The 15,667-nt window shown below is 71.7% G+C and carries 12 protein-coding genes and 1 pseudogene; 7 read left to right on the forward strand and 6 right to left on the reverse strand.

Annotated features, from left to right (window positions below; translation table 11 throughout):
- Nucleotides 1–16 precede the first annotated feature (16 nt).
- The 4 genes and pseudogenes from QBL25_RS13070 to QBL25_RS13085 all read left to right on the forward strand — a co-directional run bounded on the left by QBL25_RS13070 (nucleotide 17) and on the right by QBL25_RS13085 (nucleotide 4,948).
- Nucleotides 17–703 carry a hypothetical protein gene (locus tag QBL25_RS13070; RefSeq protein WP_409057209.1) on the forward strand — a complete coding sequence of 229 codons (687 nt, stop codon included), beginning with the start codon at nucleotides 17–19 and terminating at the stop codon, nucleotides 701–703.
- A gap of 44 nt (nucleotides 704–747) precedes the next feature.
- A complete protein-coding gene (locus tag QBL25_RS13075) occupies nucleotides 748–1,566 on the forward strand; it encodes a thioredoxin domain-containing protein (protein WP_409057210.1) in 819 nt (272 codons plus the stop codon).
- Between the two features lie 104 nt (nucleotides 1,567–1,670).
- Nucleotides 1,671–3,351, forward strand: a pseudogene (locus tag QBL25_RS13080) (alkaline phosphatase D family protein).
- Nucleotides 3,352–3,397: 46 nt separating this feature from the next.
- Nucleotides 3,398–4,948, forward strand: coding sequence for a serine/threonine-protein kinase (locus tag QBL25_RS13085; protein WP_409057211.1), 1,551 nt, complete (start codon nucleotides 3,398–3,400; stop codon nucleotides 4,946–4,948).
- Between the two features lie 31 nt (nucleotides 4,949–4,979).
- Here the strand turns inward: QBL25_RS13085 and QBL25_RS13090 are convergent, their stop codons facing one another.
- Nucleotides 4,980–5,549: a dienelactone hydrolase family protein gene (locus QBL25_RS13090; protein WP_409057212.1), complete on the reverse strand. Its 570-nt coding sequence runs from the start codon at nucleotides 5,547–5,549 to the stop codon at nucleotides 4,980–4,982.
- A gap of 30 nt (nucleotides 5,550–5,579) precedes the next feature.
- On the opposite strand from QBL25_RS13090, the gene QBL25_RS13095 reads away from it, so the two are divergent.
- Entirely contained in the window at nucleotides 5,580–6,671 is a 1,092-nt protein-coding gene (locus QBL25_RS13095; protein ID WP_409057213.1) for a mechanosensitive ion channel family protein, read from the forward strand.
- 3 nt (nucleotides 6,672–6,674) lie between these two features.
- Here QBL25_RS13095 and QBL25_RS13100 read toward each other — a convergent pair whose 3' ends face one another.
- The 5 genes from QBL25_RS13100 to QBL25_RS13120 form a co-directional block, all read right to left on the reverse strand.
- Nucleotides 6,675–8,264 (reverse strand): Na+/H+ antiporter, encoded by a 1,590-nt coding sequence (locus QBL25_RS13100; RefSeq protein WP_409057214.1) that lies wholly within the window; start codon nucleotides 8,262–8,264, stop codon nucleotides 6,675–6,677.
- A 91-nt stretch (nucleotides 8,265–8,355) separates the two neighbouring features.
- Entirely contained in the window at nucleotides 8,356–8,826 is a 471-nt protein-coding gene (locus tag QBL25_RS13105) for a GNAT family N-acetyltransferase (RefSeq protein WP_409057215.1), read from the reverse strand.
- Complete coding sequence (locus QBL25_RS13110) at nucleotides 8,823–9,764, reverse strand: RluA family pseudouridine synthase (RefSeq protein WP_409057216.1); 942 nt, start codon at nucleotides 9,762–9,764, stop codon at nucleotides 8,823–8,825. Before QBL25_RS13110 ends, QBL25_RS13105 begins: the two co-directional genes overlap by 4 nt.
- 108 nt (nucleotides 9,765–9,872) lie before the next feature.
- On the reverse strand, nucleotides 9,873–10,505 hold the full coding sequence (lspA, locus tag QBL25_RS13115; protein WP_409057217.1) for a signal peptidase II: 633 nt from the start codon (nucleotides 10,503–10,505) through the stop codon (nucleotides 9,873–9,875).
- Between the two features lie 89 nt (nucleotides 10,506–10,594).
- Nucleotides 10,595–11,545, reverse strand: a complete 951-nt coding sequence (locus QBL25_RS13120) for a TraR/DksA family transcriptional regulator (RefSeq protein WP_409057218.1) — start codon at nucleotides 11,543–11,545, stop codon at nucleotides 10,595–10,597.
- 303 nt (nucleotides 11,546–11,848) lie between these two features.
- Here QBL25_RS13120 and QBL25_RS13125 point away from each other — a divergent pair, with 303 nt between their 5' ends.
- The gene (locus QBL25_RS13125) at nucleotides 11,849–12,040 is read left to right on the forward strand and encodes a DUF1059 domain-containing protein (protein ID WP_409057219.1); all 192 of its coding nucleotides are present in this window, start codon (nucleotides 11,849–11,851) and stop codon (nucleotides 12,038–12,040) included.
- 364 nt (nucleotides 12,041–12,404) lie between these two features.
- Nucleotides 12,405–15,569, forward strand: a complete 3,165-nt coding sequence (ileS, locus tag QBL25_RS13130; protein WP_409057220.1) for an isoleucine--tRNA ligase — start codon at nucleotides 12,405–12,407, stop codon at nucleotides 15,567–15,569.
- Nucleotides 15,570–15,667: the final 98 nt, after the last annotated feature.

Consider the following 15,667-nt stretch of genomic DNA (forward strand, 5'->3'; position numbering starts at 1 on the left):
CACACTCACTTGCGCGATGGACATATCCGGGACCCAGCTCAGAGCCGTGCGCGCGGCGCTCTTCACGACGCTCGTCGTGACGCTCTCCGCCGCGTCGCACGTCCTGCTGTCCCGCGCCCCGCTCCCCCTGGCCACCGTCGCCGTGCTGGGCGCCGCGGTCTTCGTGATCGCGTACGCCCTCGCGGGCCGCGAGCGCGGCTTCGGCCGCATCGCCGCCCTCCTGATCCCGCTGGAGCTGGCCGCCGACACGGTGTTCACCACCGGGCAGCACGTCTGTTACGGCGAGGCGGGCGGTCCCGTCGCGGGTCCGCTGCGCTCCGTCGGCTTCGACGTGCTGTGCGGCGGGGCGAGCGTGGGCACCCCGCTGGCCCGGATGACCGGCGGCGAAGGACACCGCGCCGCCGTCCTGCTGGCCGACGCCGACCCGGGCGCCGCCTGGCTGCTGCTCGGCGCGCACGTGGCGGTCGGCCTGCTCGCCGCGGCCTGGCTGCGGCGGGGCGAACGCGCCCTGGCCCAGGTCCTGGGCGCGATGACCGCGGCCACCTTCCGGCCGCTGCTCGTCGCGGTCGCCGCGGTGAGCGTGCGCCCGCGGCCCGTGCGGCGCGCCCCGCGCCCCGCGCGCCGGGTGCGGACCGCGCGCACGCGGCTTCTCGTGCACTGCGTGGGACGGCGTGGACCGCCGTGCTCGGCCGTCTTCGCCTGAGCACCACCGTCCCCACGCAGGTCATTTCTACGGAGAACACCATCATGAGCAAGCGCAACAGCCAGGCGGCCAAGTCGGCGGCCCGCGAACGGATCCGCGCCCAGCAGGAAGCCGAGCGCAAGCGGCAGAAGCGGAAGCGGTCGATGATCGTCGGCGTCTCCGTCGTCGCGGTCCTGGCGATCGCCGGCGGCATCGGCTACGCCGTCATGCAGGCCAACAAGCCCGACCACTGGGAAGCCGCCAAGGACGAGAAGCTCGTCAAGCCGGCCAACTCCACGGGCACGGACGGCACGACCGTCGTGCTCGGCAAGGACAGCGCGAAGAAGACCCTCAAGGTCTACGAGGACCCGCGCTGCCCGGTCTGCGCCAGCTTCGAGCAGACGGTCGGCCCGACGGTCGAGAAGGACCTGAAGGACGGCAAGTACAAGATCCAGTTCGTGGGCGCCACGTTCCTGGACCGCAACCTCACCGGTGAGGGCTCCAAGAACGCGCTCAGCGCGCTGGGCGCGGCCCTGAACGTGAGCGACCAGGCCTTCCTCGACTACAAGAAGGCGCTGTTCTCCAAGGAGAACCACCCCTCCGAGACGGAGGACAAGTTCAAGGACGACGCCTACCTGACCAAGATCGCGAACCAGGTGCCGGAGCTCAAGGCGAGCAAGGCCTTCGCGAAGGACGTCAAGGACGGCACGTACGACCGCTGGGCCCTGGAGATGTCGAAGAAGTTCGACGACAACAAGGACGGCGTGGACGGCACGCCCTCCTTCGTCATGGACGGCAAGAAGCTGACCGGCCCGGACAAGAAGAACGCGCCCTCGACGGTCGAGGACTACAAGACGGCCATCGACGCGGCCCTCAAGGCCTGAGCCGACACAAAAGCCGCCCCTTGGGCGGCGCACGGCCGAAGAGCGGGCGAACGTTTCGCGGTTCGCCCGCTCTTGGCGATTACTGATCAGTAAGGTAATCGCCCGTGACCAGTCGAATCAGCGCCCCCAGATCGCTCAACTCCCCGGCCCCGAGCCGCCGTACGGTCGTCAAGGCCGCTGCCGCCACCGCGGCCCTCGCACCGCTCGCCGCGGCGCCCCTCGCGCACGCCGCCGACGGGCCCGCTTTCCACCACGGGGTCGCCTCGGGCGACCCGCTGCCCGACGGCGTCCTGCTGTGGACCCGTGTGACGCCGGTGCCGGAGGCCACGCCGGGCTCCGGCAAGGGGTCGGACCTGACGGTGAGCTGGGAGATAGCCGAGGACAAGGGCTTCACCCAGGTCGTCGGCCACGGCAGCACGACCGCGTCGGCCGCGGCCGACCACACCGTCAAGGCCGACGTCAGGGGCTTGAGCCCGGCGACCACCTATTACTTCCGCTTCTCCGCCGGGCGGCTCCGGGGACGAGAGCACGCTGGTGCACTCCCCCGTGGGCCGCACCCGCACCACCCCCGCGCACGACGCGGCGGCTCCCGGTGTCCGGTTCGGCGTGGTGTCCTGCGCCAACTGGGAGGCCGGCTACTTCTCCGCGTACCGCCATCTCGCGGCCCGCACCGAGCTCGACGCGGTGCTCCACCTCGGCGACTACGTCTACGAGTACCGGAGCGGCGAGTACCCGGCCGCCCGGTACGGGGTGCGGCAGCACGAGCCGCGGCACGAGACCGTCAGCCTCGCCGACTACCGCGTCCGGCACGGCGTCCACAAGACCGACCCGGACGCGCAGGCGATGCACGCCACGCACCCCCTCCTCGCGATCTGGGACGACCACGAGTTCGCCGACAACACCTGGTCGGGCGGCGCGGTGAACCACTCGCCGGACACCGAGGGCGGCTGGGCCCAGCGCATGGCGGCCGCCAAGCAGGCGTACTTCGAGTGGATGCCCGTACGCCCCTCCACCGAGGGCACGGTCTACCGCCGGCTGCGCTTCGGCAAGCTGGCCGACCTGCATCTGCTGGACCTGCGCTCCTTCCGCTCCGAGCAGGCGGGCTTCGGCAGCGGCGGCGTCGACGACCCGGACCGCACCATCACGGGCCGCGCCCAGCTGGACTGGCTGAAGGCGGGCCTGGCCGCGTCGGACGCCTCCTGGAAGCTGGTCGGCACCTCGGTGATGATCTCGCCGGTCGCCTTCGGTTCCGTGCCGGCCCATCTGCTCGAACCGCTCGCGGAGCTGCTCGGCCTGCCCAAGGAGGGCCTCGCCGTCAACGCCGACCAGTGGGACGGCTACACCGACGACCGCAAGGAGCTCATCTCCCACCTGGTCGACAAGGCCGTGCGCAACACGGTCTTCCTCACCGGGGACATCCACATGGCGTGGGCGAACGACGTGCCGGTCAAGGCCGCCACGTACCCCGCGTCCCCGTCGGCGGCGACGGAGTTCGTGGTCACGTCGGTGACCTCCGACAACGTCGACGACATGCTGCACGTCGCCCCGCAGACCCTCTCCCTGGTCGCGGTGGGCGCGATCAAGGCGGCCAACCGCCACGTGAAGTGGCTGGACATGGACTCGCACGGCTACGGCGTCCTGGACGTCACGGCCGAGCGCTCGCAGATGGACTACTACGTCCTGTCCGACCGCAAGGACCCCCGGGCGACGTCACGGTGGGCGCGTTCGTACCGCACCCTCAGCGGCACCCAGCGGGTCGAGCGGGCCTCCTCCCCGGTGCGCTGACCGGGTCCCCTGCACCGGCGCCGACGCCGCCCTTTACTCTGTCGGCATGAGTGACCCGGGGGACGTGGTGGACGGTCGTTTCGAGCTCATCGAACGGCTCGGCAGCGGAGGCATGGGCACGGTGTGGCGGGCGCGCGACACCGTGCTGCACCGAGAGGTGGCCGTCAAGGAGGTGCGCCCCGCGGGGCGCGATCTGACGGCCGAGCAGTCGCGCGTCCTGCGGGAGCGGGTGCTGCGCGAGGCCAGGGCGCTGGCCCGGCTCAACCACCCGCACGTGGTGACGATCCATCACATCGTGGACACTGGTCCGCACCCCTGGCTCGTGATGGAGCTGCTGCCCGGGGGCACGCTCCAGGACCTTTTGGAACAGGGCACCTTGCCGCCGCACGAGGCGGCGCGCATCGGCCGCCAGCTGCTCTCGGCGCTGCGCGTCGCCCACGCGGCGGGCATCTGGCACCGGGACGTGAAGCCCGCGAACGTCCTGGTGCGCGAGGACGCCTCCGGTGAAGGGGTCTCCGTGGTCCTCACCGACTTCGGCATCGCCTCGCTCCAGGGCTCCACACAGCTCACCGAGACCGGCGAGCTCATCGGCTCCCCGGAGTACATCGCGCCCGAGCGCATCCGCGGCACCGACCAGGGCCCGGCGGCCGACCTCTGGTCGCTCGGCGTCGTCCTGTACGTCGCCGTGGAGGGCGTCAGCCCGCTGCGCCGCACCACGACGCTCGGCACGCTCGCCGCCGTGCTCGACGAGCCGGTGCCGCCGCCGGTGCGGGCGGGGGCGCTCACACCGGTCCTGACCGGCCTGCTGGTGCGGGACCCGGCGCTGCGCCCGGACGCGGCGCGCCTGGACGCGCTGCTCGCCCCGGTGGCGAACGGCACCACCCGGCAGGCGACGGAGATCTCGCGGCAGGTGACGGAGGTCTCGCGGCAGCCGGAGACCGAGCGCCCTCCGACGCTCGCGGACCGCCCCGGGGCCACCGACCGGCCTGCTCTCCCGGTGCCGCCGCCGCCCGCCCGGCCCCGGCGCCGTACGCCCCTGGTCGCCGCGGCCGTCGCCGTGGCGCTCGCCGCGGTGGCGGGCGCCGCCCTGGTGGTCGCCCTGCGCGGCGGCGCGGGCACGGACGGGACCGAGGGCAAGGGCGGCGGGGCGGCCTCCGCGAGGGCCTCGGACAAGGCGTCGCCGGAGCCGATCAAGGCGCCCGGGGACACGGACCCGGACAAGGGGAAGACCGCGCCCCCGGAGTCCTCCCCCGGCTCCCCGCCCGCCTCGGGCAGCTGGATCGCCCAGCTCTACTCCGAGCCCGTCGCCTCCGGCACGGCGGACCGCGACCGGCGGCTCAGGGCCGTGCGCGAGGACGTCCCGGAGGCGCGGTACCTGCGCAGCGACGACTACGCGTCCCTGCGGCCGGGCTTCTGGGTGATCTACGCTCCGGGGCCCTTCGAGGACGGCAGGGCCGCCCTGCGGTTCTGCGAGGAGCGCGGCAGGACCACCGACACGGACTGCGCCGGGCGGTATCTCAGCTCCAGCGGCGCCGACTTCGGCGTGATGTGCAAGCCGCCCGCCAGCGCCCCGGTGGGGCGCTGCACGCGCGCGTGAGAAACGTCTCAGCCCGCGGCGGCCGAGGCGGCTACAGAGTCTCCAGGAAACCGATCGCCGTCCGCCAGGTGGCCTGCGCCGCCTCGGAGTCGTAGTCGTCCAGGTCCGGGTCGGTGTAGAGGTGACCGGCTCCGGCGTAGCGGTAGACCTCGACGTCGGCTCCGGCGCGGCCCATCTGGAGGTACCAGGCGCTCAGCCAGTCGTCCGTCTCGAACGGGTCCGGCTCGGCGACGTGCAGCTGCACCGGCAGCTCGTCGACCGTGGTGTTCTCCGCGATGTCGGACGTGCCGTGCAGAAGCAGCAGGCCACGCGCCTTGTCGTCGCCGAGGGCCAGGGTCTGCGCGGTCGCCGCGCCGAACGAGAAGCCGGCGTAGACGAGGCCCCTCTCGGAGTAGGGCGCGGCGGCCAGGATCGCGCGCTTCAGGAGCTCGTCCTTGCCCAGCTCGTCCTTGAAGGCCATGCCTTCCTCGACGGTGTCGAAGGTGCGCCCGCCGAAGAGGTCGGGCGTCCACACCTCGTGTCCCTCGGCGCGCAGCCGGTCCGCCGCCGCGTGCACCGCGGGCCGCAGCCCGTACGTCGAGTGGAAAAGCATGATGTTCATGGGGCCATCGTGCCACTTACCCTCGGGGGCATGGAGAACGTACTGCGTCCGTTGATCGTGGTCGGCGGCTCGGTCGTGCTCACGCTGGCCGTGGGATGGCTGGCCGATGTGCTGCTGCGCCGGGCCGACGACCGTCACCCCTACAACCCGCTGTGGGGCCTGCTCCGCCGCTGCAGGCTGCCGCTCCAACTCGTCATGTGCGCCACCTTGCTGCGCGGCTTCTTCGAACAGGCCAAGATCGCCGAGGACCATTCGGCGGGCATCGGCCAGACCCTGTCCCTGGTGCTCATCGGATCGGTGGCCTGGCTCCTCGTCCGCATCGCCACGGCCATCGTCGAGTCCACCTACTCCCGCTATGCCAGCGCCCACCGCGACCCGGCCCGGATACGGCGGGTGCGCACGCAGGTCACGCTCATCCAGCGGGTGGTCACCGCCATCGTCGGCGTCGTGGCCGTCGGAGCGATGCTCCTGACCTTCCCCGCCATGCAGGCGGCCGGGACCTCGCTGCTCGCGTCGGCCGGTGTCCTCGGCATCGTCGCCGGTGTCGCGGCCCAGTCCACGCTGTCGAACCTCTTCGCGGGGCTCCAGATCGCCTTCGGCGACATGGTCCGGATCGGCGACACCGTCGTCGTGGACGGCGAGTGGGGCACGATCGACGAGATCACCCTCACCTTCCTGGCCGTACGGACCTGGGACGAGCGCCGCATCACGATGCCGGTCTCCTACTTCGTGTCGAAGCCCTTCGAGAACTGGTCGCGCGGCGGCGCCCAGATGACCGGCACGGTCTTCTTCCACCTGGACCACAGCGCGCCCGTCATCGAGATGCGCGAGAAGCTCCAGGACATCCTGCGCGAGTGCGCCGCCTGGGACGGCAGGGACTGGGGCCTCGCGGTCACGGACACGACGCCCAACACCATCCAGGTCCGCGCCCTGGTCACCGCCAAGGACGCGGACGACATCTGGACCGTGCGGGTCACCGTGCGCGAGCACCTGGTCCGCTGGCTGACCGAGCACCACGCGTACGCGCTGCCGCGGGTCAACACCGCCTGGGCCGAACTGCCGCCCGAGGACGACCACCCGCATCCGCCGCCGCCGATCGTGCCCCGCACGGGCCGGGGCTGAGCCTCAGGACCGCAGGCTGCGCACGTCGAGCTGGTGCAGGACCCGGTCGACGATCTCCGGATCGGCGCCGGGTTCGCTGCGTGCGGACAGGATCTCGTGGCGGGCGGCCGACATCATGTCGCGCTGGATGCGCTGGACCGCCTTGAGGCGGTCGGCGCGCTTGGAGTACCGCTCGCGCCGCTCGTCGTCGACGATGTCGGGGCTGATCCTGGCCCCGATGTCGAAGGCCCCGCGCAGCAGCCGCTCCGAGAGATCCTCCGGCAGCTCCTCGACCTCCTCGATCTCCTTGAGGCGGCGCTTGGCCGCCTTGGCCGCCCGGATGGCGAGGTCCCGCTCGATCTCGCGCTCGGCGTCGGTGTCCGCGCGCACCCCGAGCCTCTTCACCAGCCAGGGAAGCGTGAGGCCCTGGACGACGAGGGTGGCCATGATCACGCAGAAGGCGATGAAGATGATCTCGTCGCGGGCCGGGAAGGGATCGCCGCTCTCCGTCTTGAGCGGGATGGCGAGGGCCAGGGCGACCGACGCCACGCCGCGCATCCCGGACCACCACATGACGACGGTCTCGCGCCAGGTCGTCGGGATGTCCTCGTCGTAGTCCCGCCGCTTGTGCAGCCGCTTGGCGAGCCAGGTCGCCGGCAGCAGCCACAGCAGTCGTACGCCGACGACGACCGCGACGACCGCGGCCCCCCAGCCGAGCATCTGCGTCTCCCGCCCGCTCGCCGTGCCGAAGACGTTGTGCAGTTCGAGCCCGATGAGCCCGAAGGCGACGCCGGTGACGAGGGTGTCGACGATCTGCCAGAACGTCTGCCCGGTGATCCGCCCGAGCACGTCGTCCGCGTCGGCGGCGTGCTCCGCGAGGTAGAGCGCGGTGGTCAGGACGGCGAGCACGCCCGAGCCGAGCAGTTCCTCCGCCAGCACATAGCTGACGAAGGGCACCAGCAGCGTCAGGCCGGTCTGGAGGGTGGCCTCGCCGAGCACCCCCATGAGCTTGTTGGTGAGCCAGCCGAGCGCGAACCCCACGGCGACGGCGACGACCGCGGAGAGCACCAGCTGCCCCACCGCGGACGGCCATGAGAACGTCCCGCTCACGGCGGCGGCGATCGCCACGTGGTAGAGCACGATCGCCGTAACGTCGTTGAACAGGCCCTCGCCCTCCAGGATCGACACGAGCCGCCGCGGCAGCCCGAGCGATCCGGCGACGGCGGTCGCGGCGACCGGGTCGGGCGGCGCCACCAGCGCCCCGAGGGCCACGGCCGCGGCGAGCGGCAGGCCAGGGACGACCGAGTTGGCGATCGCGGCGACCGCGGCGGTCGTCACGAAGACCAGGGCCACGGCGAGCAGGAAGATCGGGCGTCTGTTGGCCGCGAACTGCCGCCAGGAGGTGCGCTGGACGGCCGCGTACAACAGGGGCGGAAGGACCAGCGGAAGGATGTAGTCCGGCGGGACCTCGACGTTCGGGACCCAGCTCACGAAGGCCAGGACGATGCCGGCCAGCGTCATGAGGACGGGGGCGGGCAGCCCGAGCCGCTCCCCCAGGGGCACCGTCACCACGGCCCCCAGCAACAGAACGAGCAGCAGCGCCAGCTGGTCCACGGTGCGCCCTCCGGCGGTTCGAGACGGTCGAGGAAGATCGGGGTCAGACGATCAAGACCTCAACCCTGCCACGCCGCGCCCGAGAACCCCGCTAGGCCAGGGCCTTGCGCATCGCCCGGTGCGGGATCCCCGCGTCGGGGAACTCGGGGCCGTACGCCTCGTACCCCAGGCGTTCGTAGAACCCGAGGGCGTGGGTCTGCGCGTGCAGGTCGACCGCGGTGAGGCCACGCGCGCGTGCCGCGTCCTCGATGGCCCGCACCAGGGCGGCGCCCACCCCGAGTCCGCGCGCGGCCTTCGTCACCGCGAGTCGGCCGAGCGCGCCCACCCGGGCGTCGCCGCCGTTCTTGGCGGCAGCGGCCTCTCCGGTGAGCAGCCGGCCCGTGCCCAGCGGTTGGCCGTCGTCGCGGACCGCGATGACGTGCACCGCGTCGGCGTCGTACGTGTCGTACTCAAGATCCGCGGGGACCCGCTGCTCCACGACGAAGACTTCCTTGCGGACCGCGAAGCAGGCCTCCAGGTCGTCCGGCTCGGCCGCGACCCGGCAGGTGACCCCGGCGCTCACGAGCTCTCCGCCCGCACCCGGTCCAGCGCCTGCTGGAGGTCGTCGGGGTAGGTGCTCTCGAACTCGACCCACTGCCCGTCGCCGGGGTGCTCGAAGCCGAGCCGCACCGCGTGCAGCCACTGGCGCGTGAGTCCCAGGCGCTTGCCGAGGGTCGGGTCCGCGCCGTACGTCAGGTCGCCCACGCACGGGTGGCGGTGGGCCGCCATGTGCACGCGGATCTGGTGCGTGCGCCCCGTCTCCAGCTTGATGTCGAGCAGCGAGGCCGCCCGGAAGGCCTCGATGAGGTCGTAGTGCGTGACGGAGGGCTTGCCCTCGGCCGTGACCGCCCACTTGTAGTCGTGCTGCGGGTGGCGGCCGATGGGGGCGTCGATCGTGCCGCTCATCGGGTCCGGGTGGCCCTGCACGAGGGCGTTGTAGCGCTTGTCGACCGTGCGCTCCTTGAACTGGCGCTTCAGGGAGGTGTACGCGCGCTCCGACTTGGCGACCGCCATCAGACCGGAGGTGCCCACGTCGAGGCGGTGCACGATGCCCTGGCGCTCGGCGGCACCGGAGGTCGAGATGCGGTACCCGGCGGCCGCGAGACCGCCGATCACCGTGGTGCCGGTCCAGCCGGGGCTCGGGTGCGCGGCCACGCCGACGGGCTTGACGATCACGAGGATGTCGTCGTCGTCATGGATGATCTCCATGCCCTCGACGGGCTCGGCGACGATCTGCACCGGAGCGGGCGCCTGCGGCATCTCCACCTCCAGCCAAGCGCCGCCGTGCACACGCTCGGACTTGCCGACCACGCTGCCGTCGACCAGCACCTTGCCTGCCGCCGCCAGCTCGGCGGCCTTCGTGCGGGAGAAACCGAACATGCGGGAGATGGCGGCGTCGACGCGCTCGCCCTCCAGGCCGTCCGGCACGGGCAGGGTACGGATCTCGGGAATCGTGCTCACCCATTGAGTATGCAGGAGTGCGCCGGCACTCCCGCACCGCGAGCCCCGCCCGAGGCCGAGCCCGGCCCCGCGGGCCCGCAGCTGTTCGGTCCCGTGTGGACGGTGCCGTCAGTCCTTGTGGACGGTGCCGTCCGGGTCCAGGCCGCGGAAGGAGAGGATCACGATCAGGAAGCCGCCGCACACGATCGCCGAGTCCGCGAGGTTGAACACCGCGAAGCCCTTCGGCGCGATGAAGTCGACCACCGCTCCCTCGAACACTCCGGGGGCACGGAAGATCCGGTCGGTGAGGTTGCCCAGGGCGCCGCCGAGCAGCAGGCCGAGCGCGATCGCCCAGGGCAGGCTGTAGAGCTTGCGGGCCAGACGGGCGATCACCACGATCACCGCGGCCGCGATGAAGGTGAAGATGACGGTGAACGCCTCGCCCATCCCGAAGGCCGCGCCCGCGTTCCGGATGGCGTTGAACTGGAGCCAGTCCCCGATGATCTCGATCGGCGCGTGATGCTCCAGCTTCGCGACGACGATCATCTTGCTGACGAGGTCCAGGGCGTACGCCACGACGGCCACCGCGAACAGGGCCACGAGCTTGCGCTTCCCCTTGGCCCGCTGCTCCGCCTCCGCGGCCTGGCCGGCCTGCTCGTCCTGCCCCGCGGCGTCGCCGGAGCGCGAGGCGGAGTGCTCCGGCTCGGCCCCGTCGGCCTCAGGGATATCCGGCGTACCGATGATGCGCTCCGCCTCTGCCACGTGAGTCCCTCAACCTAGGTACCTGACTGGGGACGAGGGTACGGCACACCCGTACGGCTCCACGTGGTCAGGCCGGGTTCAGTGGCCCGTCAGTAGCGCCGTTCCTGCTTCTGCTTGCAGTCCATGCACAGGGTCGCCCGCGGGAACGCCTGCATCCGCGCCTTGCCGATGGGATTGCCGCAGTTCTCGCAGATGCCGTACGTCCCGGCGTCCAGGCGCTCCAGGGCCCGCTCGGTCTGTTCGAGCATCTCGCGCGCGTTGGCGGCCAGCGACATCTCGTGTTCCCGCGTGATGTTCTTCGTGCCGGTGTCCGCGTCGTCGTCGCCCGCGCCGTCCCCGGAGTCACGCATCAGGCCCGCGAGCGCGTCCTCGGAGGAGCTGATCTCGCTGCCGAGCCGCAGCGCCTCGCTCTGGAGCTCCGCGCGGGCCTCACCGACCTCCTCGGGCGTCCAGGGGTCCTCGCCGGGCCGGACCGCGAGCTCTCCGGGCTCCGCTGCGGCGATCCGCGCCTTGGGCACCGCCGTCGGCTTCTTCGCCGCCGTCGCCGTGCCCGGAGTCTTCTTCGTCACCACGGTCGTGGCTCCTGTCGTCTCCGCGGCCTGAGCCGCACCCTCGGCCGCTGTCGCGGCCGTCTTCTTGGCCGTGCTCTTCCTGGCCGTGCTCTTCTCGGCAGCCGTCTTCTTGGCCGCGGGGGCTTTCTTGGCCGCGGAGGCCTTCTTCGCCGCGGCGGCCTTCTTGGCCGCGGGAGCCTTCTTGGCCGCGGGAGCCTTCTTCGCCGCGGCCGGTGCCCCGGCCGCGCTCTCGGCGGCCCCGGCCCCGGCACCGTCCTCCGGCTTCTTGCCGACGCCGGCTACCTTGGCGACCGCCTTCTTCGCGGCGGCCTTCTTCACCGCCGCCTTCTTCACCACCGCCTTCTTCACCACCGCCTTCTTGGCGACAGTCTTCTTTGCGGCGGTCGGCTCTGCGGCGGTCTTCTTCGTGGCCGCGTCCGTGGATCTGCCCGACGCCGAATGATGTACGGCGGTCTTCTTCGCCACCATGGCCGCGGCCCCTTCACATTTTGTGATCTTGCACGCGAATCGTGCTGGGACGATAAATCGACTCGGAGCCCGCGGCAACGGGGCACGCCGCCAGATGCGCCCGCCCCACGGGTGCCGCGCGGCGAGCATGCATGCGTTGTTCCCAGCTCCCCGGCCGGTAATCCGCCCGGCGCGCGGGCCCGGGAACCGGTCGCCGCCATGTCGCCATTCGGGTCAGCGCACGCACCCCGTCCGCCTCGGACGCGACCTCGCCCGCCGACCCAAATCAGGGCATAAAATAAGACACGAACAAGAAGGTGCGCCATGCGTAAAACAGCCGACTGCAGAGAATTCCCGAGCGAGACCCACTGCACCCTCGCCATCTCCGGCGAGGAGGAGGAAGTGGTCCGCGCCGCCAGCGAGCACGCCGTCTCCGTCCACGGCCACACCGACAGCCCCGAGCTGCGCAGGTCGGTCCGTGAATCCCTCCGGGACGAGGTCCCCCGGCACGCCTGACCGGCCCCGTCCCGGCGCCCCGGATAACCGGTCGGCCCCGTCCGCCCCGGCGCCGTACACTGGGCGCAGCGAGAAGCGTGGATGGGGACGAGTAGCGGCGTACGCGGCCATGAGCGACCCGGGGACGGTGTGAGCCCGGGGGCAGGCACGACGCGAAGATCACCCCGGAGCCGCCGGAAGAACCACCGGCAGCGGGCCTACTGGTCCGCCACCGGCCAGTAGACCCGGCATCGCGACCCCAATGAGGGGGCTTTCCCGAGCGCCACCCGCGCACAGGGAAGGCCAAGGAGGGTGGTACCGCGGGAGCGCGACAAGCGGCTCTCGTCCCTCCGACGGAACGGAATCGTCCGCCGGAGGAAGCGCGTTGAACACGCAGCCGTTGCAGCCGCAGTACCGCCAGGTGCCCGCCCAGGTCGACCTGCCCGCCCTGGAGCACGCCGTGCTCGACTTCTGGCGCGAGCAGAAGATCTTCGCCAAGAGCCTGGAGCAGTCCGAGGGCCGCCCCGAGTGGGTGTTCTACGAGGGCCCGCCCACCGCCAACGGCATGCCGGGCGCCCACCACATCGAGGCCCGCGTCTTCAAGGACGTCTTCCCGCGCTTCCGCACCATGCGGGGGTACCACGTCGCCCGCAAGGCCGGCTGGGACTGCCACGGCCTGCCGGTCGAGCTCGCGGTCGAGAAGGAGCTCGGGTTCAACGGCAAGAAGGACATCGAGGCGTACGGCATCGCCGAGTTCAACGCCAAGTGCCGCGAGTCCGTCACCCGGCACACCGACGCCTTCGCCGACCTCACGACCCGCATGGGCTACTGGGTCGACCTCGACGACGCGTACCGCACGATGAACCCCGAGTACGTCGACTCGGTCTGGTGGTCCCTGAAGGAGATCTTCAACAAGGACCTCCTGGTCCAGGACCACCGCGTCGCCCCCTGGTGCCCGCGCTGCGGCACCGGCCTCTCCGACCACGAGCTCGCGCAAGGGTACGAGACGGTCGTCGACCCCTCCGTCTTCGTCCGCTTCCCGCTCACCTCCGGCCCCCTCGCGGGCGAGGCGGCCCTCCTGGTGTGGACGACGACCCCGTGGACCCTGGTGTCCAACACGGCGGTCGCCGCACACCCCGAGGTGACGTACGTCGTGGCGACGAACGGCGAAGAGAAGCTCGTCGTCGCCGAGCCGCTCGTCGAGAAGGCGCTCGGCGAGGGCTGGGAGACCACGGGCCAGACGTTCACCGGCGCCGAGATGGAGCGCTGGAACTACCGGCGCCCCTTCGAGCTGGTGGACTTCCCGGCCCCCGCGCACTACGTGGTCAACGCCGAGTACGTGACCACCGAGGACGGCACCGGTCTGGTCCACCAGTCCCCCGCCTTCGGTGAGGACGACCTCAAGGTCTGCCGGGCGTACGGCCTGCCGGTCGTGAACCCCGTCCGCCCCGACGGCACCTTCGAGGAGGACGTCCCGCTCGTGGGCGGCGTCTTCTTCAAGAAGGCCGACGAGCAGCTGACCGCGGACCTCCAGGAGCGCGGCCTGCTCTTCCGGCACATCCCGTACGAGCACAGCTATCCGCACTGCTGGCGCTGCCACACGGCACTCCTCTACTACGCGCAGCCGTCCTGGTACATTCGGACGACCGCCATCAAGGACCGCCTCCTCCAGGAGAACGAGAAGACCAACTGGTTCCCGGACTCGGTCAAGCACGGCCGCTTCGGCGACTGGCTGAACAACAACGTCGACTGGGCCCTGTCCCGCAACCGCTACTGGGGCACCCCGCTGCCCATCTGGCGCTGCGAGGAAGGCCACTTGACGTGCGTCGGTTCGCGCGCCGAGCTGTCCGACCTGACGGGCAGCGACCAGTCGGAGCTCGACCCGCACCGCCCGTACATCGACGCGGTCACCTTCCCCTGCCCGACCTGCCGGGAGACCGCGACGCGCGTCCCCGAGGTCATCGACGCCTGGTACGACTCCGGTTCGATGCCGTTCGCGCAGTGGGGCTACCCCTACAAGAACAAGGAGCTCTTCGAGAGCCGGTACCCGGCGCAGTTCATCTCGGAGGCCATCGACCAGACGCGCGGCTGGTTCTACACGCTGATGGCGGTGGGCACGCTCGTCTTCGACAAGTCGAGTTACGAGAACGTCGTCTGCCTCGGCCACATCCTCGCCGAGGACGGCCGCAAGATGTCCAAGCACCTGGGCAACATCCTCCAGCCGATCCCGCTCATGGACCAGCACGGCGCCGACGCCGTGCGCTGGTTCATGGCGGCCGGCGGCTCCCCGTGGGCGGCACGCCGCGTGGGCCACGGCACCATCCAGGAGGTCGTCCGCAAGACGCTCCTCACGTACTGGAACACGGTCGCCTTCCAGGCCCTGTACGCCCGTACGTCGAAGTGGGCCCCGAGCGACGCCGACCCGGCGCCCGCCGAGCGCCCGCTCCTGGACCGCTGGCTGCTCAGCGAGCTGCACGCGCTGACCGACCAGGTCACCCAGGCCCTGGAGAGCTACGACACCCAGCGCGCGGGCAAGCTCCTGTCCACGTTCGTCGACAACCTCTCGAACTGGTACGTACGCCGTTCCCGCCGCCGCTTCTGGCAGGGCGACAAGGCGGCCCTGCGCACCCTGCACGAGGTCCTGGAGACGGTCACGCGCCTGATGGCCCCGCTGACGCCGTTCATCACCGAGCGCGTCTGGCAGGACCTGGTGGTGCCGGTCACCCCGGACGCCCCGGAGTCGGTCCACCTGACGTCCTGGCCCGAGGCGGACCTGGCGGCGATCGACCCGGAGCTGTCGAAGCAGATGGTCCTCGTGCGGCGCCTGGTGGAGCTGGGGCGCGCCACGCGCGCGGAGTCGGGCGTCAAGACCCGCCAGCCGCTCTCGCGCGCCCTGGTCGCGGCCACGGGCTTCGACGCGCTGGGCCCCGAGCTGCACGCCCAGATCACCGAGGAGCTCAACGTCTCCTCGCTCGCGTCGCTCTCCGAGGTCGGCGGCTCACTCGTCGACACCACCGCCAAGGCCAACTTCCGCGCGCTCGGCAAGCGGTTCGGCAAGGGCGTCCAGGCGGTCGCCAAGGCCGTCGCGGACGCCGACGCCGCCGCGCTGTCCCTGGCCCTGCGCGAGGGCACGGCGTCGGTCGAGGTCGACGGCGAGACGGTGACGCTGGCCCCGGACGAGGTCATCATCACGGAGACCCCGCGCGAGGGCTGGTCGGTGGCGTCCGACTCCGGGGCCACCGTGGCCCTCGACCTGGAGATCACGGAGGAGCTGCGCCGGGCGGGCCTGGCCCGCGACGCGATCCGCCTGATCCAGGAGGCCCGCAAGAACAGCGGCCTGGACGTCGCGGACCGGATCGCCCTGCGCTGGACCTCCACGGACCCGGCGGTGGCCACGGCCCTGGCCGACCACTCCGGGCTCATCGCGGACGAGGTCCTCGCCACGGCCTTCTTGAATGAGCCCAGCGAGCAGGGCGAGGCCGACGACGCGTACGGCGAGGCGTTCACGGACGAGTCCCTGTCCCTGACGTTCCGCCTGCGCAAGGCGTAGCTCCCGGAAAGCAGCGAAGGCCCGGCCCCGCCAGAGATCTTGGCGGGGCCGGGCCTTCGGCGTTGCGGGTGGAGCGAGCTGGAGCGGGTGGAGACGGA

Origin of the sequence: Streptomyces sp. SYP-A7185, assembly GCF_046103685.1 — a bacterium.
GTDB lineage: Bacteria > Actinomycetota > Actinomycetes > Streptomycetales > Streptomycetaceae > Streptomyces.

Excerpts from the sequence above, each read along its gene's own strand:
- QBL25_RS13125 (WP_409057219.1), top strand. The coding sequence starts at position 11,849 with ATGCGTAAAACAGCCGACTGCAGAGAATTCCCGAGCGAGACCCACTGC.
- QBL25_RS13090 (WP_409057212.1), bottom strand. The coding sequence starts at position 5,549 with ATGAACATCATGCTTTTCCACTCGACGTACGGGCTGCGGCCCGCGGTG.
- QBL25_RS13095 (WP_409057213.1), top strand. The coding sequence starts at position 5,580 with ATGGAGAACGTACTGCGTCCGTTGATCGTGGTCGGCGGCTCGGTCGTG.
- QBL25_RS13085 (WP_409057211.1), top strand. The coding sequence starts at position 3,398 with ATGAGTGACCCGGGGGACGTGGTGGACGGTCGTTTCGAGCTCATCGAA.
- QBL25_RS13070 (WP_409057209.1), top strand. The coding sequence starts at position 17 with ATGGACATATCCGGGACCCAGCTCAGAGCCGTGCGCGCGGCGCTCTTC.
- QBL25_RS13075 (WP_409057210.1), top strand. The coding sequence starts at position 748 with ATGAGCAAGCGCAACAGCCAGGCGGCCAAGTCGGCGGCCCGCGAACGG.
- QBL25_RS13120 (WP_409057218.1), bottom strand. The coding sequence starts at position 11,545 with ATGGTGGCGAAGAAGACCGCCGTACATCATTCGGCGTCGGGCAGATCC.